Here is a 21159-nt window from a genome sequence, read left to right on the forward strand (position 1 = left end):
TAAAACATGAGTTTGGGCTGAAAAGGACGTTTAGCAACTATGGCGACGCCGTCAATGCTGTTGGTAAGGCCATCGACTATTATAACCGTGTCAGGCCTCATATGAGTTGTAACTATCTGACGCCCAATGAGGCACATACCAGAACAGGCCCTTTGGCCAAAAAATGGAAGCCAAGAAAAAAAACAATGAGTAAATTACCCTTGTAAAGCGCTCGCTGAAACAATCTACAACATGTAAAGCCAATTCTGCATTCAATACGTCAACTGTAAGGTTTTTCTGTACTAAGACAAGCCATCTCTTATAAGGGATAGCTTATATACGGCTCACATATAGCTTACATATAGCTTATATATGGCTTATCCGTTCTTTGCAACCGGATGCGAAGCGAAATGCAGTACTGAAACTATTAGTATACTTTAGAGCTAACAGTTCTAAAAAAAACAAAGGCCTGACAAGTTTTTTTAAACCTATCAGGCCATTGCATTTGTAAAACAGCAAAATTTCATGCCATCACTTCCCGGTTAAACCGGCTCCGGTAATCTACCGGCGGCATACCCGTGATGCGCTTAAATATATCCCGGAAAGATCTGGTATCGTTATAACCAATATCATACATCACTTCATTAATGGTGGATGCCTTCCACATTACTGAGACTGATGTCTCCTTCGGGGATTAAAACAGACACGTGTTTCATATTACAAAGATAATCATCACTATCTTTGGCACAATAGCACCATAATAATGCGCAAAAGAACGACTTCCATTCCTGTAAACCATTTTGATGGCGAGCTTAACGCAGGCATTTTCGTTGAAAAAATATCTTTTAAAGATCTGCCTGGTTTTGAGGAATTGGAGCGCCCGGAACGGCACGACCGTCATTCATTCTTCCTGCTTGAAAATGGAACCATTACGCTTGAAATTGATTTTAAAAAATATAAGATCAGGTCTCCCGCTGTCATTTACATGCACCCCAACCAGGTGCATCGGATCTTAGCATTTGAAAATGTAATGGTCAGCAGTTTGGGGATCAATAATGAAAACCTCAATCCTGCATATTTGAAATTACTGGAAGAGATCACCCCCGCAAAACCTTTGCTGTTAAAGAAAGAAACGTTTTCCCTGATCTCCGGAGCAGTATCCCTTTGCCTCAGATTTTCTAAAAGGAACCCTGATAAATTATATCATTCCTTACTAAAAGATAGCTGCAACGCATGGGTCGCATTAGTCATTTCACTGTATTTAGAACAATCCGGACCAACAGACAAACTTTCCCGGTTTGAAGTTGTTACCAAGGCCTTTAAGGAAATACTGGAACATCATTATGCTACTGTTAAACGCCCGGCAGCCTACGCCCAAAAACTAAATATATCTACCCCTTACCTGAACGAATGCGTTAAAAACGCAACCGGCTATCCCGTTACCTATCACATACAGCAACGTACTATTTTAGAAGCCAAACGTCTGCTCTATCATTCTGACAGATCGGTAAAAGAAATTGCATTTGAACTGGGCTATGATAATTACCCGTATTTCTCACGGCTGTTCACGAATATTTCAGGGATGACCCCATTGGCCTTCCGGAATAAAAACCTCGATTAGTATAATACCTACTCTGTATTGTTATTGTTCACGTTGATTGTACGATGTTCCTTTGCAGCAACAAAAGATCGTACAAAAAATGGAACCATTAAAAGAAAAAAAGGTACTCGTTTCAGGCGCAAGCTTTGCCGGCCTTTCAACCGCTTACTGGATGAACAAGCTGGGTTATAAAGTAACGGTTGTTGAAATTGCAAACGGGCTTAAAATGGGCGGCACACCTGTGAATGTGGAGGGGAACACCGTTAACATCGTTAAGCGCATCGGGCTTTTTGAGCAGATCAGGTCAAACAGGCTGGCTATGGAAATGCTGGAATTTAAAAATGCGGATGATGTTACGGAAGGAACAATGACATTAAAGAAATCGGGTGAGGAACTGCCGGATGATGCATATGAAATTGAGAGGAACACCTTGCTCAATATGTTATTTGATACTGTGAAGGATGATGTTACATTCATTTTCAACAACAGCATCACTGCCTTAAACGAAACAAAAGATCATATCGAAGCTACCTTTAAAGATGGCTCACAGCAGGCTTTTGACCTGGTATTTGGTTGTGACGGCATCCATTCGGCTATCAGAAAGATCTGGTTTGGACACGAAGCTGAATACTCACATTTTCTCGGTCAATATTTCTCCATCACCATCGTAAACAAATTGCTGATAAAAGAGAACACCACGCAATTCTATAATGTGCCGGATAAGGCTGTAATGCTGAATGCCTACAACAATAAGACCGATATAATTTTTTGCTTCCGTTCAGCAAAAGAGATCTCCTACGATTACCGTGATGAAGAACAACAAAGAAAAATTATCCTGGAACAATTTGCCGGACAAGGCTGGAGAACCCCGGCATTACTGGAAGAAGTAAAAAGATCGAAAACCTTTTACTTCGATAAGCTTTGCCAGATAAAAATGCCGTCATGGACCAAAGGCAGAGTGGCGTTGGTGGGCGATGCTGGCTATTGTGCTTCGCCAGCTGCGGGAAAAGGCGGATCACTGGCAATAGATGGAGCTGCCGCATTAGCGGATGCTTTTCACAAACACAATGGAAATTTTGAACTGTCGTTCCTGGAGTACAATCAAAATTTCCGTCCCTTTATAGAGGAAGTTCAGGCAAAAGTTGTAAGCGTGGGATTAGATATACTTGTTCCAGGAACCGAAGAAGCCATCCGCAAAAGAAATACAGAAGGCTTTGGCCCTGACTTTTAACAGGTATATTGTTACTTTTGCTGCTTGAATACACAATTTTTGTTACCTGCACAATTGGAGCACATACTACGCAGCGCAGGCTGGCTGGCGGCAGATACCCGCATCCTGTCCGTAATGCCGGAAACCCTGGAAGGCGGCGGCCTGGTAGGGAACGTGCAACGCCTGCATGTTACCTATGCGCATACACCGGGGCCAGGTACATTTATCGTTAAGCTGCCCTCCTATCAACTAACGGAAAGTGCTGCATTCAGCCAAACAGAGGCCTTTTTTTACCAGCAGGCCAGCTCCTGGTTTCCCGGTATTCCTGCTCCTGTATATTATGCGGGTGATGAAAATTACCTGCTGCTGGAAGAACTGCACAATGGCTGTTTTGTAAAACAGCTGGCAGGTTGTAATGCGGTACAGGCGCAGCTGGCCATCCGGCAAATAGCGCAGCTGCATGCACAATGGTGGGATCGTGACCTGCCTGCCGGCCTGCAGTGGGTGCAAGCACTTAACACTTCGCCGGCCGGTAACTTTTGCATTCAACGCCTGCAGGCATACGGTGGTGAATGGCCGGCATTGCTGCAACCTTATCTACCCAATATCACCAACCGGCTTGGCGAGCTGCAATCCCTGCTAATGGCAGCGCCGCGCACCATAGTACATGGCGATTACCATAGCCAGAATATTTTTTTCAGGGAAGATAATGTTACGCTGATAGACTTCCAGTTTATGCAGCAGGCCTGCGGCATGCTGGATGTGGCGAGGTTTATAGCTACCAGCCTTACTACGGAGCTGCGCCGCAGCATGGAATATACTTTACTGGAAAGCTACCGGGCATGCTTACACGCGCAGGGCATTCTTTACCCAACGCACCGCTGCCTGCAGGATTATAAAGCGGCCTTATTATGGAACCTGCTGCCACCGGTGGCCCTGCACCTGGTGAAGGTTATGGAGGCGGGAAAACCATGGCCCGCGCAGTTCCCCATCCTGCAAAAATGCATTACTGCTATTGAAGATCATGGGGCTATGCAGGTACTTTAAAATGCTTCGCCCAGGTTAATGTAAAATACATTGCCAAACTTGCTAAAGCCATAATCCAGCGCTATGTTGGTATTGGAGCGTTTGTTGAACTTAATGCGCAGGCCCGCACCGGCTGCGGGGTGAAAGCCGGTAAAGCGGTACTTATCCCTTTCCGTTACTGTATTCATATTTGCAAACAGGGTAAAACCCAGGAAGCCGCTGGGTAAAATATCGCGCCGGTACTCTGCTTCCAGGTCTATAAGGCCCTTGCCACGAAAGCGGTTCTGGTCTATACCCCGGCCACTGCGGTTGGTAGGGTCCCAGCCTATGCTGGGCAGATCCAGGTAAGGTGTTTTACTACTAAGCGTGGTCCAGTAATAGCCCCAAAAAGCCAGCACATTCTGCATTCTTTCCGGGCCAAAATGGAAATAACGCCGGTAATCTACGTACAAAGATTTCCAGTTATCATTACTCCCCAGGAAAGTAGGGTTAATACGGAAAATAGCATTTACATAATACCCGGATTGGGGGTTAATGGGGTTCTCCCGCGTATCATTCTGCACGTTCAGCGAAATACCCGAAGAAACCGATTGTTTGCCCGGCGCTGTACCATAATCATACTTTACATAATCCGGCAGGTACAAAGAATCATTACTTCTTACCTTAATGGCCGAATGCCAGTCCAGGTGATAACCTATCCCAGCCAGCAATCCTGGTCTTATACGCTGATAAAAAGTTTCGTAGAAGCGGAAATAGTTATTGCCCAGCAGCTCGCGGTCGTCGCCCGCGCCGCCTTTGCCCAGGCCCCAGGTATATTGCGGGTTCACAATAAAGCGTACATCGCCCACAATATTACGGTCGTTACCCTGAAACCATAAGTTGGGACGCACGGAGAACGAGAACCGGCCTGAAAAAGAAAAGGACGGCGAGAACGTTACGTTGGAGATACGCGTGGTGCGCCGGGGACCCAGGTAAAACGCCGCCTGGGTAGAGGTAACCAGCGCGGTACCACCCCCGGGTATATTCGTGGGAACGGGTATTAATGAATAATACACCTTCCCGTTTCTTTTGGGGACATTATGGGACTTTATGTGGAATAAATCGTTGAACAGGTCTATTACATCCAGCCGTGGCACGGTATCCTCGTCAGGGTCATAGTTCCTTTTCTGCAATGAATCCAGGCCCTTGTTCTGTGCCAGAACACAGCAGGGAGAAAGTAAGAGTATGATCAGCCACCATTTTTTCATCCGGGTACGCGTTCTTTTACGGGCTATCAGGCCCTCAGTTACACAAATAGATCTGTTTATATAAACAAAATATTGTGCCAGTACCCGGCTGATGCTTAGTAAGCCCCTATGATTTTAACTTAAATTGAGTATATTCAGGTTCCCTTTTACACAACGTTATTTCACGTTCATAAACAAACACTACTATGCACATTTCAAGAAGGAATTTTCTGCGTACCGGCGCCTTAGCCGTTGCAGGTACCACGTTATTAAGGAACGAATTATTTGCGGCCGCCCGCGCCAAAGAAATACTGGGCATACAGCTCTACTCCATCCGGGATGATATGAAAAAAGACCCTTCCGGTACCTTGAAGCAGCTGGCCGGTATGGGCTACAAATACGTGGAGCATGCCAACTACATAGACCGTAAATTCTACGGCTATTCCGCCACGGAGTTTAAAAAGCTGCTGGACGGCCTGGGTCTTTTAATGCCCAGCGGCCATACTGTAATGGGCAAACAGCACTGGGATGCTGCTAAGAAAGATTTTACCGATGCCTGGAAATATACGGTGGAAGATGCCGCTACCGTAGGCCAGCGCTATGTGATAAGCCCCTGGCTGGATGAAGGCCTGCGCAAAACCTACGACGACTTTAAAGCCTATATGGATGTGTTTAACAAAAGCGGGGAGCTGTGTAAAAAGTCGGGCATGAAGTTCGGCTACCACAACCACGATTTTGAGTTCAGCACCAAATTGAATGGCCAGAAACTGTTTGACCTGATATTGCAGAACACTGACCCATCGCTGGTAGCCCAGCAGCTGGACATTGGCAATATGTACCATGCAGGCGGTATAGCGCTGGACATTGTAAAGCAATACCCCGGCCGTTTTGAGCTGATGCATGTGAAAGATGAGATCAAAGCTGCCAAAGGCGGCGAAATGGGCGGCGCTTATGAAAGCACCGTGCTGGGTAAGGGCATTATACCGGTAAAACAGGTAATAGACCTGGGCAAACAGTCCGGCGGCACCAAATACTTTATTATTGAACAGGAATCTTACCAGGATAAAACCCCGCTGGAAAGTGCGAAGCTGGATCTGAAGCAGATGAAGGCATGGGGATACTAGGTGTCCGGTCCGCGCGCTTCAATTACGAATTGGTTAATTTCGAATTACGGATCTGGTGTAGCGAATGATGAGTTTATGCGTGTACCGGCTTGCCGGGCATCAATTGTGAGCCTGGTACAAAAAGTGTGAAGCCGCTTTTTTGTAACAGGCTCATTTTTATTTGTAAAAGCGTACACCTGCTGTACGTTTTCGAACAACACACCGATACAAGAATGCTTATTATCAGCATGTTATGCAATTGGCACGTATTTTATTCAATTGTTGGCCAGTATAGTGCCATCTCAAAAATATCATACGCGCATGTTTAAGACTTACTTCAAACTCGCTTACAGGAATATCATCAAGGATAAAGCTTACTCCATTATTAATATATCAGGTTTAGCAATAGGCCTGGCATCAAGTATCCTGATCTTGCTTTGGGTACAAAATGAATTAAGCTACGACAGGTTCCATAAAAATGCCGGCCAGATATATCGTATCACCGGAGATTTCGGTGATCTTAAGATCGCGCTCAACGCAGAAGGTATGCCTGCCGGGTTGAAAGAAGAAATGCCGGTTATAAAAAATACCGTCAGGCTAAGTGAAATTTCTAAAGTGCTGCTTGAAACAGATAACAGGAGATTTGAGGAAGAACGTGTGTTCTACGCGGACCCGAGCTTCATGGATGTATTTTCTTTTCCTCTTGTACAGGGGGATCGTGCTACGGCATTAAAACAGCCGGACGGTGTTTTAATAACGCAGGCAATGGCGGCTAAATACTTTGGGAGCCAAAACCCAATTGGTAAATTCTTACGAAAAGACCATCATGAAAATGTGGTAGTAACGGGCGTTCTGGCCAACATTCCTGCTAATTCAGACCTGCAATTTGACTTTATTTTTCCGATGGCAGCCCCGGAGAAAACGAAAGACGCTCAGCGAAATACATGGGAAAGCTTCAATGTTCACAGCTATATTCAATTAGATAAGGGTTTTGATCCTTCCTCTGCAAATTTAGCAGCGCTGGAAAAGCAAATGAACCAGATCTTTCATAACCATAGTTCATTCCACGTTGTGTTCCAGCTGCAGCCTTTAACCAACATCCATCTGGCGCCGGCAAGGCTGGGAGATATGCCAGGCCATGGGAATGCACAATATGTAAATATCTTTTTCATTATCGCTATTTTAATACTGATAGTAGCCTGTATCAATTTTATGAACCTGGCTACCGCACGTTCAGCCCGGAGGGCAAAAGAGATTGGCTTACGGAAAGTGGCAGGCGCGATACGCAGACAGCTGATCCTCCAGTTCTTAAGTGAGTCTGTTCTTATTTCATTTCTTTCCCTCGTTCTTGCGTTGGGGATTGTCTGTTTATTCCTGCCGGTATTCAATGGAATAGCGGACAGAAAACTGGCCATTCCTCTTTCAGATGCCAGGTTCTGGTTAAGCCTTTTGGGCACAGCTTTACTGACCGGATTGATCTCCGGCAGCTATCCGGCATTATTTCTTTCCGGTTTTAACCCGGTTAAAGTACTCAAAGCAAACATAAGATCAATGGGCGGAAATCTGCTGTTCCGCAACGCCCTGGTAGTAACCCAGTTCACCGTATCCATTGTATTGCTGGTAGGCACTGTTGTTATTTATAATCAGCTTACATTTATCAAAGACCGCAACCCCGGTTTTGAAAAAGCCAATCTTTTGTATATGCCGATAACAGGAGACCTCTGGAGCAGGCAGCAGGCCTTAAAGAATGAGTTAAAACAAAATCCGCTTACCACTGATTTTACCATTACTTCTGACCTGCCCACCAACCTGGTTGCCGGGAATTTAGGTGCAAACTGGGATGGAAAGGATCCCCATTTACAAATAGTTTACCAATTGATGGATGTTAATGAGGATTTCATACGTGTATTTAAGCTAAAGCTGTTAAATGGCAGAAGCTTTTCAGAATCCTTTCCGGCCGATTCAAATAACTTCATGATCAACGAAAAAATGCTGGGCATTATGGGCTTAAATGCAGCTACGGTAGTTGGTAAGACCTTATCATTTACCGGTTATAATGGTAAGATCATTGGCGTTGTAAAGGATTTTAATTTTAAACCGATCCAGCAGGCTATAGAGCCATTGATCTTACGTTACAATAAGGATGGCGGTTTTGTAGTAGTAAGAACATTGCCAGGTAAAACCAGCGCAACCATACAGGCGCTGTCAACGATAAGCCGGCAGCTCAACCCGGCCTATCCCTTTAAATTCGATTTCCTTGACAAGGATATGGCTAATCTTTATAAAGGAGAACAACAGATGGGCAACATCTTTAACCTTTTTGCTATCCTGGGCATTTTTATTTCCTGCCTGGGTCTATATGGTTTATCGGCCTTTATGGCGGAGCAACGTACCAAGGAAATTGGAGTTCGCAAAGTTTTAGGCGCATCTGTATTAAACCTTGTCTATTTATTATCCTCCGGGATCACCAGGTTGATCCTGATTGCCATAGTTATAGCTATCCCACTTTCCTGGTATGCTGTAAACAGTTGGTTAGCTGGTTTTGCTTATCATATTAATGTTAGCTGGCTGGTATTCTTTACGGCATCCCTGGCAGCTCTTGGGATTGCCTGGTTAACTGTTAGCTATGAATCTATAAAAGCAGCAGTTGTTAATCCTATAAAAAGTTTAAGAGCTGAGTGATTAATTAATAATGAATAATTAATTACCGGTGTGTATCCATACGCACTACTCAATTATTAATTATTCATTATTCATTCTTAATTATTAATTATTAATTACAACAACCTTCCCCACTGTTCTGCCGCTTTCCACCTGCAAATGCGCTTTGTCCATATCCGCAAAAGCAAAGGTTTGTGATACATGGGACCTGAGCTGACCTTTGGCCAGTAAATCAGCGAGTGCTTTCATATCCTCTCCGCTGGATTGTACCAGTATAAACGCGCCGCGGATGCCTTTTGCCTTTGCCTTTTCCGTTACCTCCTCACTAAGGCCGGAGGGAATGCTTACGAGCGTGCCGCCGGGTTTAATTACTTCCAGGGAACGGTCAATATGATCACCGCCAATAGCATCCAGCACAAAATCAATATTGTTCACTACTTTCTCAAATTGCTGAGACCTGTAATCGATATGTTCATCAGCCCCCAGGCTTAACACAAAATCCCTGTTGGCAGCAGAAGAGGTGCCTATTACATAAGCGCCCAGGTGTTTGGCTATTTGTACGGCGTAGTGCCCTACCCCCCCAGCCGCTGCGTGTATAAGTACCCGTTGGCCTGCCTTTACCTGCCCAAATTGCACGAGGGTTTGCCAAACGGTTAAAGGCGCCAGTGTTGCAGCAGCAGCTTCCGCGTGGGAAATGTTAGCCGGTTTTAATGCCAGGTGTGCGGCAGGTGCGGCTACGTATTCCGCATAGGCCTTACCATGGCCGGGAAAATTCACCATCCCGAATACTTCATCACCTGCTTTGAACTGCGGAGAGCTGGAAGCAGTAACCACGCCGGATATATCCCAACCTAAGATCAGAGGGGAAAACGTTTTCAGCCGGCCGTACATACCTCTGCCCTGGCGGCTCTTTACATCTACCGGGTTAATGCTGATGGCTTTTACCTGTACCAGTACTTCGTTATCGCCAATAACAGGGGTATCTATTTGTGTATGGATAAGGTTTTCGACCCCTCCAGGCTGCGCTACGATAATTGCTTTCATGTGGCTTATTGATTTAATAACACAAAATTATACAGGCGAGATGGCTATTTACTGGTATAACTTTTCGCTTTTTCTGTACATTTGTCACATGATAAAGGAAAACCTGTACGAGCCGTTTGAAATTGTGTTCAAAGAGCTGGACGAGCTGCCGGAGTATGAGCATAAACATACTTTCTTTGAGCTGGTGTACATTTTATCCGGTACCGGTACGCAGTGCATCAATAAACATTCGTTCAACTATCATCCGGGGCACATGTTCCTTATTACCCCGGAAGATTGCCATTCCTTTGATATAAAAAGCACTACACAGTTCTTCTTTATCCGCTTTAATGATATTTTTATCCGCAACAGCAGCATACCTGCCGCCAACCGGGAAAAGCTGGAATTTATTTTACAGAATGCCAACCACCAGCCGGGCTGCATTCTTAGGAACCAAACCGATAAAAGCCTGGTAAAACCTATTGTGGAAGCCATCATACGGGAGTATGTGAACCGGGACGTTTTTAATAAAGAGCTGATCCAGCAGCTGGTGAACACCCTCATTGTAGTGGTGGCGCGCAACATTGCCAAGTACCTGCCGCAGGAAGTAAATGAAGCTACGGATGAAAAAGCGCTGGATATACTGCAATACATTCAGCAGCATATCTATGCGCCGGAGAAGCTGCGTACGGAAGCCATCAGCAAGGAGTTTGGCGTATCGGCCTCCTACCTGGGCCGCTATTTTAAAAAGCATGCCAATGAAACCATGCAGCAGTACATTAATAACTATAAGCTAAAGCTGATAGAAAGCCGCCTGCTGCGCAGCGACCTGCGTATTAATGAAATAGTGGCGGAGCTGGGCTTTACGGATGAAAGCCATTTGAATAAATTCTTCCGCAAGCTTAAAGGTATCAGCCCTTCGCAGTTCAGGAATAAGAAGCACCAGACTGCGTGAAACAAAAGCGCCTATATACTATCCGCTGATGCTGCAATCTTTATTTACCTTTATTCGCGCGGTAACTATACACTGTTAATACAGCTCCCAATAATACGATCAACGCACCCAACCAGGGTGTAGCCGGCAGGCCCAGGGCCGCGCTGCCTACTGCTTTACCACCTGCATAGGAACCGATAGCTACCCCCAGGTTAAAGGCAGAAATGTTCAGGGAAGAGGCAATATCCTCCGTGCCCGGCAAGTATTTTTCCGCCAGCTGCACAATATATAGCTGCAACCCGGGCACCGTAGCAAAAGATAAAATACCCATTGCAAATAAGGTAACTACTGCCGCTACTTTAAAATATACCGTGAAAGAAAATAATAACAGCACCAGCGCCTGTAAAAAGAACATGCTGATCAAGGTCTTTGCAGGATTGGTGTTGGACAGCTTGCCCCCTATTACATTACCAAAGGCAATAGCCAGCCCATACACCAATAACAGCAGGCTTACTGATGCAGCGGAGAACCCGCTTATCTTTTCCAGCAGCGTAGCAAGGTAGGTGAAGGTTACAAAAGTACCGCCATAACCAAAGGCCGTAATAGCCAGCACCAGCAGGATAGGGCCGCTTTTTAATACCTGCAGCTGCTGTTTTAATTTCAGTGGCGGGCTGCTTTTAAGATGATTGGGAAGCAGGATCCAGGTAGCTGCAAAAGCAACAGCACCTAACAGCACTACACCTAAAAAGGTAGCACGCCAGCCAAAATGCTGACCAATAAAGGTGCCCAGCGGCACGCCCATAATAATGGCAATGGTAAGCCCGGCAAACATAATTGCGATGGCGGTAGCCTTTTTATCCGGCGCTACCAGCGTGGCTGCAATAGTAGCCCCTACTCCGAAGAACACTGCATGCGCAAAGCCTGAAATAAAACGCGCTATCAGTAAGGTAATAAAGTCGGGGGCCATGGCTGATGCAATGTGTCCTGCAATGAATAAGCCCATTAAACCTACCAATAGAGGCTTGCGGGGCAGGCTGCCGGTGAGCGCGGTAAGTAAAGGGCCGCCAAGCGCTACGCCCATGGCGTATATGCTTACCAGCAGGCCCGAAGTGGCAACGCTTACATGTAAGCTTTGTGCGATGGTAGGCAGTATGCCTACTGCTACAAATTCTGTGGTACCAATAGCAAAAGCGCTGATGGTTAAAGCCCATAAGGCAGCGGGCAATCCTTTACTGGTGCGGGTTACGGCGGCAGGTGTTATTACTGCTGCTTCCAAGTTAGTATATTCCATTATCCGGTTGATTTGTTTCCGCAACAAAATTACCCCAGGCCATATTATTAGCATAATAAGTTAAATAGTACCTTTGCATTACTAAAATGATAGATTATGCTATTAGACCTGGAATGGTTCCGTACGTTCAAAACCATATATGAAACCGGCTCGCTTACCGCTACTGCGCAAACATTATATATCTCACAACCAGGCGCAAGCCTGCATCTGAACTCGCTGGAAGCGTATGTGGGGTATAAATTATTTGACCGGTCGGCACGGAAAATGGTAGCTACAGACCGGGCTAAGGTGCTGTACAACTTTATTTCCGATGCGCTGAACAAGCTGGAAGCAGCGGAAGAGCACTTTCATAAAAGCGCCGATACCAATAAATCCAATATCAACATTGGTATGTGCCTGGAAACATTCCAGTTTACGCTGGAACAATATATTTCCGAACTGCCCTTTAACGTGAGCATTAAATTTGGCGAATACCCCGAAATGCAGCATGAGCTGGACAATGGCCTGCTGGACCTTATTATTACGCCACAAAAAGGTAACCAGCCTAACCTGGAATACAAACCATTTTCCAAAGAGCGCATTGTGCTGGTAAGCGGTGAAAAGCAGGACAGCAAACCCTTTGAACAGCTGGTCAAAAAAAAGAAATATGCAGATGCCGCCAGCTGGCTGAAACAACAGGTATGGTACAGCACTGCTACGGATATGGAGAACCTGCGCAAATTCTGGCAAACAAATTTCAACAACCACCCCGATTTCCGGCCCAATTATATTGTGCCCAATAAATGCTCCATTGTAAGATGTTTGAGTAACCGTACAGGCTTTGCCGTGATACCTGATTTTTTATGCCGTAACGAGCTGCAAACCGGAAAGCTAAAGCTGGTATGGGAAGGGCACACAGTGCTGGAGAATACCCTGTACTTTGGTAAAAGGAAACGTACCATGTTTGCAAAGGAGATCAGCCTGATAGAAGGGTTTTTTAAGGAACAGGCGGTGTAAATGGTGGATAGTTTGTTTATGTTTGTATTATTACCATTTACAACTATGCTTAAAAGATTATTTCAACTCACTTTACTGATAACAACCCTGTTGCTGACCCAACTCTGCGCTCATGCCCAAAAGCCTGCAGGCGCTTACACTCCGCCGGAAACCTGGTCGCAGGATTATGCGCCTTTCAGAATTGCCGGCAACCTATATTACGTAGGCTCCTATGAGCTGGCCTGCTATCTTATCACCACTCCCAAAGGCCATATACTGATCAACACCGGTATACCGGGATCTGCTCCTATGATCCGGAAGCATGTGGAAGCATTAGGATTCAAATTTTCCGACATCAAAATATTACTGACCAATCAGGCACATGCTGATCATGTAGGTGCAATGGCAGCGATAAAGAAAATAACAGGTGCAAAAATGATGATCAATGAAAAGGATGCACCTGTACTGGCAGACGGGGGAAGATCTGATTATGCGCTGGGCGGCAACCCTGCCTTTGAATATACACCTGTTAAGGCCAACCGGCTGCTGCATGATCAGGATACGGTAACGCTTGGCGGCATGCAGGTGATCCTACTACACCATCCGGGGCATACTAAAGGCTCCAGCAGCTTTTTGTTCACGGTTAATGATACGCTGCATACCTACCGGGTATTGATCGCCAATATGCCCTCTGTGCTGGAAGAGACCAACCTTGCAGGCATGCCCACCTACCCGGATGTTGCTAAAGATTACGCCTATACGCTTGATGCAATGAAAAAGCTGGAATTTGATCTCTGGTTCGCAGCCCATGCAGGCCAGTTCGACCTGCACGAAAAACATAAACCCGGCGATGCCTATAACCCTGCAGCCTTTAATGACCGGCCGGGTTATGATTCCATTTTAAGTGATCTGCAGAAAGCCTATCTTAAAAAGTTGGGGAGCGATAAGCATTAACCCGCGCAAGAGATTAGTTTAATAGTATGATACGTGAACAACGAACAGGAAAAATTATATGATGTAATTGTTATTGGTGGCGGACAAAGCGCGCTGGCAACTGCCTATTACCTGCGCAGAACAAATTTGCGTTACCTGCTGCTGGATAAGGAGCCCATCCCTGGCGGGTCCTGGCCGCATAACTGGTATTCGCTGCACCTGTTCTCCCCCGCACAATGGAGCTCACTGCCCGGCGTTATTATGCCAGGCGGGCCGGACTACTACCCTACCCGGGATGAAGCTATCAGCTACCTGCAAAAGTATGAAGCACGATATGCCTTTCCGGTAGTGCGGCCGGTTACTGTGCAGAGCGTAACAAAACAAAATGATGTATTTGTGCTAACCACCACCAGCGGTATTTATTATGCCAAAACAGTGGTAAGCGCTACCGGCAGTTTTACCAATCCATATATACCAGGTATCCGCGGCAGGGATATTTTCAAAGGCCAGGTGCTGCATTCTTCCCAATACCAGCAGCCGCAGCACTTTAGGGGCAAACGGACAGCCGTAGTGGGTGAAGGTAATTCCGGTGCGCAGATATTGGCAGATATAGCTACGGTAACGGATACACTCTGGATCACACGGGAACAGCCCTCTTTTTTACCCGATGATGTGGATGGGCGTTATTTGTTTGATGCTGCCACACAGCTTTATGAAGCTAAAAAACAAGGCAGGGAACCTGATCAAAAACCTCCACTGGGACAAATTGTAATGGTGCCTGCAGTAAAAGCTGCACGGGAGCACGGCGTGTACCAGGCCTTACCGGCCTTTGATCACTTTTATGCTGATGGTATTGGCTGGGATAATGGGCGGCAGGAGCCTGTGGACGCCGTTATCTTTTGTACCGGTTTTCGCCCGGCACTGGAACACCTGCGGCCACTGGGTATTATACAGCCGGATGGGGAAATACTTACCAAAATAACCAAAGCATTAACCATAGATGGCCTGTGGCTGGTAGGTTACGGCAGCTGGACAGGCTTTGCATCTGCCACACTAATAGCAGTGGGCAGAACGGCTAAACGAACCGTAGAGGAAATAGCTGCTTTTCTGCAGGTATAGCATGACACAACATGCATAAAAAACAGCTGCCGGCTTTCACCGGCAGCTGCAATGAATTTAAAGCCTTTATGCATTAACTCTTAGGCTGCATTACCATCCTGAATTTTATACCGGCATCATCCCGCTGTTTTTGGTCAAAGATGTGCAACAGGTAATACTTACCCTGCACCCAGTCGCTCACCGCATTATCATAATAAGGGCTGCCCGGGTTACCGCTTTGCCCGCCGGGATAAATACCATACGCTTCCGTAGTAGCGCCCAATTGCACCACCATACGCCAGGAAGGGCCATGATTGGCTTTGGTGGCATTTACCACATGCGTACCGCCGCCGGTGTACAGATGCATACGGCTAAAGGCGGGCAGGCTGCGTGTAAGGTGGCGGATATCCGTACCACGGAAACGCCCCCACTCCAGCTCCTGCCGCTGATCCAGCTTCTGCGCGGAATCTGTTACCTGTGCAAAAGTTTGCAGCACCAGATCAGTTAATGTTTCTTTTTGCGGAGTATGCACATCATCTACAAAACGCATAGAGGAATCGCGGATCAGCCATAACAGGGAGGCATTATCCTGCGGATAATCCAGCGCCAGGCTGTCGGCACGGTTCATCAGCTCATCGTCCCAGATGCGGTGCTTAAGCCCTTCCCACAACATATAAAAGATGGTAGCGCCTTTACTGCCAGGGCTGTTCTGCTGGTCCCACACTTTCAGCAGCTGGTAGTAGGGCTGTTGTGCAGGTTTAAGATCGGCCTCCGGCAAATGCCTGGTGAGCAAGGGTATGGCGGCGCGTGCAAACAGGTTGGCATTATCGTTCTGCAGCTGCATCATATCCTGTGTGGTGATCTGGCTCATGGCGCTCAAACGCTCATTGATCCGTTTACCACGGTACAGGTCATAATAACCAAAGTAATAATAAGGATAGCTGCTGTCTGTTGGCTGCTGGTTGGCAGAGCTTACAAAACCGCGTGCGGGATTTTTAATGTGCGGCACTTCGCCATGCGGAATATATCCCTGCCAGGCAAAGGTGCTGTCGCTGCCGGGCATGATCCACTTACCCTGATCTTTCCAGCGCAGCGGGAACTCCCCGTTATGCCATAAAGCAATATCGCCGGCTTTGGAAGCAAATACAAAGTTCTGCGCAGGGCAGGTATAATGTTCCAATGCAGCCACGTAATCATCGTAATTACGGGCATGGTTCAGCCTATTGAAGGTAAGCAGCTCATTGGAAGGGTCATGCGCTTTCCAGCGCAGGGCCAGGAAAGGCTGCCCGGGAATATCATCGTGAAAAGTATTATCAAACATTACCGGCCCCCATACGGTGTAGGCAACGGTATCGTAATAAGACTGCTGACCGCGGATCTTGATCTCTTCCACGCGTGGCACAGCATCGCGGTACTGCCCGTTGAATAAATATTGCTGACGCCCGTTGCGGAACTGCACGGCGTAATAATCCATCACATCTTCAGAGCCATTAGTTACGCCCCAGGCTATGTTATCATTAAAGCCTATGATAACGCCGGGCGCACCGGGCAGGCTGGCGCCATATACATTCATGCCGGGCGTTTTGATCTGTACTTCGTACCATAAAGAAGGCAGACTTAAGCCCAGGTGCGGGTCATTACACAGGATGGGCGCGCCGCTGCGGGTTTTGCTGCCACTTACGGCCCAGTTATTACTCCCGTTATCCGGGTCGGGTTTGTCCTGCTTAAAGTGCAGCATGGCGGCTACCTCCTGCAGGGCGCTGTCTGCGGGCATAACGGCATTCTTCACCGGTTTATCAAAGGCGGTGCCTTTGGGTATTACCGGGTCTATGCTATCGTTACGGTCGGGGTACATATTATTAAAGTCCGATGGGCTGAACAGGCGGCGGGCATTGGTATATTCCAGGTCATTCACGCCACCGGCCAGGTCGTACGACATATACTTCAGCAATGCAGCACATTTCAAAGCGCTCCAGGGTTCGGGGCGGTAGTCCAGCAGCTTGTATTCTACTGCCAGGTCGCTGTAAGAAAGGCTGCTGATATAGGCATTGATACCGGCGGAATAGGCTTCCACCACCATTTTGGTAGTGCTGTCCTTTAACATGGCTGCTGCGGATAATTCTGCTGCATATCCCATACCCAGGCGGCGCTGACGGCGGTCGTACTGCAGCAGCTTGGGGCCCAGGATCTCACTTAAACGCCCCTGTGCGGCCATTGTCTGCAATTCCATTTGCCAAAGGCGGTCGCGGGCATGCAGGTAACCTTCTGCATAATAGGCATCGGCTTCCTGCTCTGCAAAAATATGCGGCACCATACGATCATCCAGCCATACTTCTACTTTGCCTTTGAGGCCGGGCAGGGCCAGCTCCTCATTATAATCTTTGCTGATAGCTTCTGCATTTTGCCAGAACCCTTCCTGCGGGCTTAAGAACTTACCTAAGGGCGGGATGGATCCCCATTTGCGGTTCAGGGCTCCAATTAAAGCAAGGGTAATAACGGCGGCTATAAGAAAGGGTATGAATCTCATAATAATGTGCTGATGTGCAGATGGTGCAATATGCAGATGAAATTAGTGTAAAATTATGAAACCGGTAGTGTATGCACGCTTTTTTCCATTTGTACATTACCCCATCAGCATACTGGTACATTGATCCACTTCCTCAAACGTATTAAAGCTGTGTAATACAATGCGTAAACGCTCCTGCCCTTTGGGTACGGTGGGGTGCAGGATGGGCCTTATATCTAAATTGGCAGCCTGTAAGGCGGCTGCCTGGCGGCGGGTAAATTCATTGCCGGGTGTAAGCACGATCTGGATGGGTGTTTCGCTGGGCAGCACCTGCAGGGTATGCGTGGCCAGCCGGAAGCGGGCAATAAGGGCGGCCAGGTGCGTGCGGGCCTCTGTCATATAAGGGAATAAGTTATAGCTGGCCATAACAGCGGCAATAGCTGTAGGGGGTAACGCGGTTGTATATATGAAAGCGCGGGAAAAATTGACCAGGTATCTGCGCAGCTCATCAGTCCCTAATACAATGGCGCCATGGCAGCCCAGGGCTTTGCCAAAGGTATGCACACGGGCAAAACATTTACCGGCTAACCCCAACGCCTGTACTAAGCCTTCGCCCTGCGGGCCTACAACGCCGGTGGCATGGGCTTCATCTACAATTAAATGAGCGCCGGCCTTTTCACAGGCTGCGGCCATCTCTTTCAGCGGGGCCATATCCCCATCCATAGAGTATACGGATTCTACGGCAACAAATATATTGCCGGTAGCACGCTGCAGCTTCTTTTCCAGGTCGGCCACATCATTATGTAAAAAAGAAAAGGCCTGTGCGCGGCTCAGGCGAATGCCATCGCGGATAGAGGCATGGATCAGCTGATCATAGATCACGGTATCTTCCTTTTGCGGTACGCAGGAGAACAATCCTACATTAGCGTCGTACCCCGAATTATAGATCAGGCCTGCTTTGGCGGCATGAAAGGCGGCCAGGTTCTGCTCTGCTTCTTCTATCCACGCATAGTTACCGGCCAGCAAACGGGAGCCGGTGCTGCCATGCATGTAAGGCCTTTCCATTAACAGGGTATGCACAGCCTCCTGCATAGCGGCACTGCGGGCAATGCCCAGGTAGTCGTTGGAACAAAAATCCACCATGTGCGGGGCGGGCAGCTTCAGCTCGCGTAGGGCGTGCTGGGCCTGGCGCTGCGCCAGCTGATCCAGTAAGAAGGATGCTTGCTTCATGCCCCAAAACTAAACATCCGGCAGCAAATAACCGTTACCGGCAAAAAAAATATCAGGGCGGGAACTCTAGCTAACCTGTTTTGTTATTTTACTGCAACTATAATTATTGTAATATCAAATATTCCTTCGATTCATACCAATCACTGATAGCAGATAATCTCTGTATAATTTTAGGCTGTTCCTTTCCAAGGTCAAAAGCACAAAGTGTTTTGTGGCCTGCAGGAACCATATCAAAAGGAAGAAAAAAACCTTGAGTGACCGACTTTAGTGTAACCTCGCCAATAAGGTGTTCATCACCTTCCATATCTTTTACAATTGTAAAAACAGCTCCTATAGGAATATCAAATTCCGAAAAATCACAGAAAAGCAATACTTCTCTTTCACCTATGCCTAATCTCACTAAATACATCGCTCTCACGCTATCAGATGCTCTTCCTAATATCTTTAACTTTTCTTTAGCCATTGCCTTGCTCTTTTATGTCAACATTCATTGCATAATGCTCTTATAAAAAACGAATATCGTCTAAGACCATACAATGGCATTAAATATACAATTTCCTATTTCTAATACAATATCTTCAGCATACTGCGCCTGTTCTCCCTATGCTGGCTTTCATCACAGGGCACCCCATTACCACAGGGGTTCACCAGCTCACGCTCGCCCAGGTTCTCATAGTACATGCGTTTGGATGATACGCCTCTTTTTACCAGGTAATCTATTACGGCATAGCTGCGCAGGGCAGAAAGATTAATATTGTACTTGTCAGACCCGCGACTATCTGCATAGGAGCGCACCATCAGCTTCCATTCAGGATGCTGCTGCAATACCACTGCCACGCGGTCCAGCAGGTCTTTGGAGGCTGTCAGCAATACTGCGCTGTTATAATCATACAGGAAATATAATTTTTCCAGCTTGTTCACAATAGTGCTGTCTGTTTTAGTAGGTACAGGCGTAACGGCCACCGTATCCGGTGGCGTTGGTTTTCCGGCTTTGGGGTTCTCCAGCTTCTCTGTTATATGCGTATCCATGAAGTGGTAAATATCATCACCACCACCACCGCCGCGGCGGTTAGAGGAAAAGTATCCTTCGTACTGGTTGCTTTTTATTACAAAGCCCAGGTCATCTGAACCGGAGTTAAAGGGACGGCGCAGGTTGCGGGGAGCGCTCCATTCCGCACGGTTGCCCGTGGTACGGAAAATATCAAAACCGCCCATGCCCGGATGTCCTTTGCTGGAAAAGTAAAGCGAGCCTGCTTCATTCATGGTGGGAAATCCTTCTTCAAAGCGGGTATTGATCACCGGCCCGCAGTTGGCGGGTGGCCCCCAGTTACCATCTGCCTGCTTTTCGCTGTACCAGAGATCTGTTTTGCCCTGCCCGCCCGGACGGTCTGATACAAAGTACAGGATATTGCCATCATTGCTCAGCGTTGCATTACCACTAAAGTAACCGGCCATGTTTAATGCTGCAACCGGCTCCAGTGGCGACCAAACTGAATCTTTCTTTACAGACCAGAACAGCGACATTAAACGTTTTCCATTCACAGCGCCTTTCTTCGTACGGTCGGCCATATCTTTTCCCCAAACATTCAGGGTCACATACAAAGTATCTTCCCTGCTATTGAAACAAACCGGGCCTACGTGGTAGGGGATCTTTCCCAACACCTTCGGCAATACTTCTTCCAGCACGTTATTCACTATGCCGCCTTTTGTGTATTGTTTGAACAGATAGGCTTTAAAGAAAGGCTGGTTCACGCGGGGATCTGTAGCGGGGTTACGCTCGGCGCCGGTACTGAGCGCCATTTTACGGTAACCGTTGGATACTACCAGCAGCCCGGCTTTCATCATGCCGCTTACCCAGTCGGCCCCCTGTGAGCTTAGCTCTTTTATATTCTCTACTGCCAGGTTCAGTGTATCTTTTTTCCATAACAGCGCACTGTCGCACCCGGCCAGCATGATATTTTTCCATTGCATAATACTATCTGCACCGGCGCTGTTATAACGGCCCAAGTAAATTTTTGCCGTATCATATTCTTCGATATTCTTTTGTATCTCGCTATACAGGAGCTGGATCTCTGCCGGGCAATCAGGACGTTCCATCATTTGCAGGTACCAGTAACCTGCTTCTGTAAAGCGGGCCATTTCAATATAGCACTGCGCTGTTTTTCCCAGCAGCTTTAACGATGCTTTATTACCTTTTCTTTCCGCCAGCCTGCTATAAAGCGTAGCAGCTACTGCATATTCCTGCCGTGCGAAAGCGTCATCTGCCAGCTGCGGCAGGCTTTTTTGCTCCTGCGCATATAACCGCACAGGCCCCCAAACTAAAACCATTAACAGAATGGTGTAAAAACGTAACATATCAGTGTC

The 21159-nt window shown here is 47.1% G+C and carries 18 protein-coding genes; 10 read left to right on the forward strand and 8 right to left on the reverse strand.

Annotation, left to right across the window (positions count from 1 at the left end; translation table 11 throughout):
* The coding region (locus BMZ54_RS16880) for an integrase core domain-containing protein (protein WP_143081038.1) at window positions 1-206 on the forward strand (206 nt) is incomplete at its 5' end.
* Between the two features lie 296 nt (window positions 207-502).
* On the opposite strand, the gene BMZ54_RS32765 is transcribed toward BMZ54_RS16880, so the two are convergent.
* Window positions 503-646 (reverse strand): helix-turn-helix domain-containing protein, encoded by a 144-nt coding sequence (locus BMZ54_RS32765; RefSeq protein ID WP_143081039.1) that lies wholly within the window; start codon window positions 644-646, stop codon window positions 503-505.
* Window positions 647-742: 96 nt separating this feature from the next.
* Between BMZ54_RS32765 and BMZ54_RS16885 the strand changes: the two genes are divergently transcribed.
* From BMZ54_RS16885 to BMZ54_RS16895, 3 genes are all read left to right on the forward strand, one after another.
* Window positions 743-1600 (forward strand): AraC family transcriptional regulator, encoded by an 858-nt coding sequence (locus tag BMZ54_RS16885; protein ID WP_089914279.1) that lies wholly within the window; start codon window positions 743-745, stop codon window positions 1598-1600.
* A 79-nt stretch (window positions 1601-1679) separates the two neighbouring features.
* On the forward strand, window positions 1680-2810 hold the full coding sequence (locus tag BMZ54_RS16890; protein ID WP_089914282.1) for an FAD-dependent monooxygenase: 1131 nt from the start codon (window positions 1680-1682) through the stop codon (window positions 2808-2810).
* Window positions 2811-2834: 24 nt separating this feature from the next.
* Window positions 2835-3836 (forward strand): phosphotransferase, encoded by a 1002-nt coding sequence (locus BMZ54_RS16895; RefSeq protein WP_089914284.1) that lies wholly within the window; start codon window positions 2835-2837, stop codon window positions 3834-3836.
* Here BMZ54_RS16895 and BMZ54_RS16900 read toward each other — a convergent pair.
* The gene (locus BMZ54_RS16900) at window positions 3833-5062 is read right to left on the reverse strand and encodes a BamA/TamA family outer membrane protein (protein ID WP_089914287.1); all 1230 of its coding nucleotides are present in this window, start codon (window positions 5060-5062) and stop codon (window positions 3833-3835) included. The genes BMZ54_RS16895 and BMZ54_RS16900 overlap by 4 nt on opposite strands.
* A gap of 185 nt (window positions 5063-5247) precedes the next feature.
* Between BMZ54_RS16900 and BMZ54_RS16905 the strand changes: the two genes are divergently transcribed.
* Window positions 5248-6165 carry a TIM barrel protein gene (locus tag BMZ54_RS16905; protein WP_089914290.1) on the forward strand — a complete coding sequence of 306 codons (918 nt, stop codon included), beginning with the start codon at window positions 5248-5250 and terminating at the stop codon, window positions 6163-6165.
* 300 nt (window positions 6166-6465) lie between these two features.
* The gene (locus BMZ54_RS16910; protein WP_089914294.1) at window positions 6466-8826 is read left to right on the forward strand and encodes an ABC transporter permease; all 2361 of its coding nucleotides are present in this window, start codon (window positions 6466-6468) and stop codon (window positions 8824-8826) included.
* A gap of 84 nt (window positions 8827-8910) precedes the next feature.
* Here the strand turns inward: BMZ54_RS16910 and BMZ54_RS16915 are convergent, their stop codons facing one another.
* Window positions 8911-9849, reverse strand: a complete 939-nt coding sequence (locus BMZ54_RS16915) for an NADP-dependent oxidoreductase (protein ID WP_089914297.1) — start codon at window positions 9847-9849, stop codon at window positions 8911-8913.
* Between the two features lie 88 nt (window positions 9850-9937).
* Between BMZ54_RS16915 and BMZ54_RS16920 the strand changes: the two genes are divergently transcribed.
* Entirely contained in the window at window positions 9938-10783 is an 846-nt protein-coding gene (locus BMZ54_RS16920) for an AraC family transcriptional regulator (protein ID WP_089915714.1), read from the forward strand.
* Between the two features lie 40 nt (window positions 10784-10823).
* Here BMZ54_RS16920 and BMZ54_RS16925 read toward each other — a convergent pair whose 3' ends face one another.
* Window positions 10824-12053, reverse strand: coding sequence for an MFS transporter (locus BMZ54_RS16925; protein WP_089914300.1), 1230 nt, complete (start codon window positions 12051-12053; stop codon window positions 10824-10826).
* Window positions 12054-12149: 96 nt separating this feature from the next.
* Here BMZ54_RS16925 and BMZ54_RS16930 point away from each other — a divergent pair, with 96 nt between their 5' ends.
* The 3 genes from BMZ54_RS16930 to BMZ54_RS16940 are packed head-to-tail and all read left to right on the forward strand — an operon-like array spanning window position 12150 to window position 15080.
* Window positions 12150-13049 carry a LysR family transcriptional regulator gene (locus BMZ54_RS16930; protein ID WP_089914303.1) on the forward strand — a complete coding sequence of 300 codons (900 nt, stop codon included), beginning with the start codon at window positions 12150-12152 and terminating at the stop codon, window positions 13047-13049.
* A gap of 45 nt (window positions 13050-13094) precedes the next feature.
* Window positions 13095-13982 (forward strand): subclass B3 metallo-beta-lactamase, encoded by an 888-nt coding sequence (gene bla, locus BMZ54_RS16935; protein ID WP_089915717.1) that lies wholly within the window; start codon window positions 13095-13097, stop codon window positions 13980-13982.
* Window positions 13983-14015: 33 nt separating this feature from the next.
* Window positions 14016-15080, forward strand: coding sequence for an ArsO family NAD(P)H-dependent flavin-containing monooxygenase (locus BMZ54_RS16940; RefSeq protein ID WP_202909274.1), 1065 nt, complete (start codon window positions 14016-14018; stop codon window positions 15078-15080).
* A 73-nt stretch (window positions 15081-15153) separates the two neighbouring features.
* On the opposite strand, the gene BMZ54_RS16945 is transcribed toward BMZ54_RS16940, so the two are convergent.
* The 4 genes from BMZ54_RS16945 to BMZ54_RS16960 all read right to left on the reverse strand — a co-directional run bounded on the left by BMZ54_RS16945 (window position 15154) and on the right by BMZ54_RS16960 (window position 21150).
* The gene (locus BMZ54_RS16945) at window positions 15154-17586 is read right to left on the reverse strand and encodes a penicillin acylase family protein (RefSeq protein WP_089914306.1); all 2433 of its coding nucleotides are present in this window, start codon (window positions 17584-17586) and stop codon (window positions 15154-15156) included.
* Window positions 17587-17682: 96 nt separating this feature from the next.
* On the reverse strand, window positions 17683-18795 hold the full coding sequence (locus BMZ54_RS16950; protein WP_089914309.1) for an aminotransferase class I/II-fold pyridoxal phosphate-dependent enzyme: 1113 nt from the start codon (window positions 18793-18795) through the stop codon (window positions 17683-17685).
* A 103-nt stretch (window positions 18796-18898) separates the two neighbouring features.
* A complete protein-coding gene (locus BMZ54_RS16955) occupies window positions 18899-19258 on the reverse strand; it encodes a hypothetical protein (protein ID WP_089914312.1) in 360 nt (119 codons plus the stop codon).
* Window positions 19259-19359: 101 nt separating this feature from the next.
* A complete protein-coding gene (locus BMZ54_RS16960; protein WP_089914315.1) occupies window positions 19360-21150 on the reverse strand; it encodes an OmpA family protein in 1791 nt (596 codons plus the stop codon).
* Between the last annotated feature and the right edge of the window lie 9 nt (window positions 21151-21159).

This window comes from Chitinophaga rupis (assembly GCF_900109685.1).
GTDB lineage: Bacteria > Bacteroidota > Bacteroidia > Chitinophagales > Chitinophagaceae > Chitinophaga > Chitinophaga rupis.

Bases quoted from the DNA above. Each gene is read 5' to 3' on its own strand.
- BMZ54_RS16945 (WP_089914306.1), bottom strand. From the start codon at position 17,586: ATGAGATTCATACCCTTTCTTATAGCCGCCGTTATTACCCTTGCTTTA.
- BMZ54_RS16890 (WP_089914282.1), top strand. From the start codon at position 1,680: ATGGAACCATTAAAAGAAAAAAAGGTACTCGTTTCAGGCGCAAGCTTT.
- BMZ54_RS16885 (WP_089914279.1), top strand. From the start codon at position 743: ATGCGCAAAAGAACGACTTCCATTCCTGTAAACCATTTTGATGGCGAG.
- BMZ54_RS16925 (WP_089914300.1), bottom strand. From the start codon at position 12,053: ATGGAATATACTAACTTGGAAGCAGCAGTAATAACACCTGCCGCCGTA.
- BMZ54_RS16960 (WP_089914315.1), bottom strand. From the start codon at position 21,150: ATGTTACGTTTTTACACCATTCTGTTAATGGTTTTAGTTTGGGGGCCT.
- BMZ54_RS32765 (WP_143081039.1), bottom strand. From the start codon at position 646: ATGTGGAAGGCATCCACCATTAATGAAGTGATGTATGATATTGGTTAT.
- BMZ54_RS16905 (WP_089914290.1), top strand. From the start codon at position 5,248: ATGCACATTTCAAGAAGGAATTTTCTGCGTACCGGCGCCTTAGCCGTT.
- BMZ54_RS16950 (WP_089914309.1), bottom strand. From the start codon at position 18,795: ATGAAGCAAGCATCCTTCTTACTGGATCAGCTGGCGCAGCGCCAGGCC.
- BMZ54_RS16955 (WP_089914312.1), bottom strand. From the start codon at position 19,258: ATGGCTAAAGAAAAGTTAAAGATATTAGGAAGAGCATCTGATAGCGTG.
- BMZ54_RS16915 (WP_089914297.1), bottom strand. From the start codon at position 9,849: ATGAAAGCAATTATCGTAGCGCAGCCTGGAGGGGTCGAAAACCTTATC.
- bla (WP_089915717.1), top strand. From the start codon at position 13,095: ATGCTTAAAAGATTATTTCAACTCACTTTACTGATAACAACCCTGTTG.
- BMZ54_RS16930 (WP_089914303.1), top strand. From the start codon at position 12,150: ATGCTATTAGACCTGGAATGGTTCCGTACGTTCAAAACCATATATGAA.
- BMZ54_RS16920 (WP_089915714.1), top strand. From the start codon at position 9,938: ATGATAAAGGAAAACCTGTACGAGCCGTTTGAAATTGTGTTCAAAGAG.
- BMZ54_RS16900 (WP_089914287.1), bottom strand. From the start codon at position 5,062: ATGAAAAAATGGTGGCTGATCATACTCTTACTTTCTCCCTGCTGTGTT.
- BMZ54_RS16910 (WP_089914294.1), top strand. From the start codon at position 6,466: ATGTTTAAGACTTACTTCAAACTCGCTTACAGGAATATCATCAAGGAT.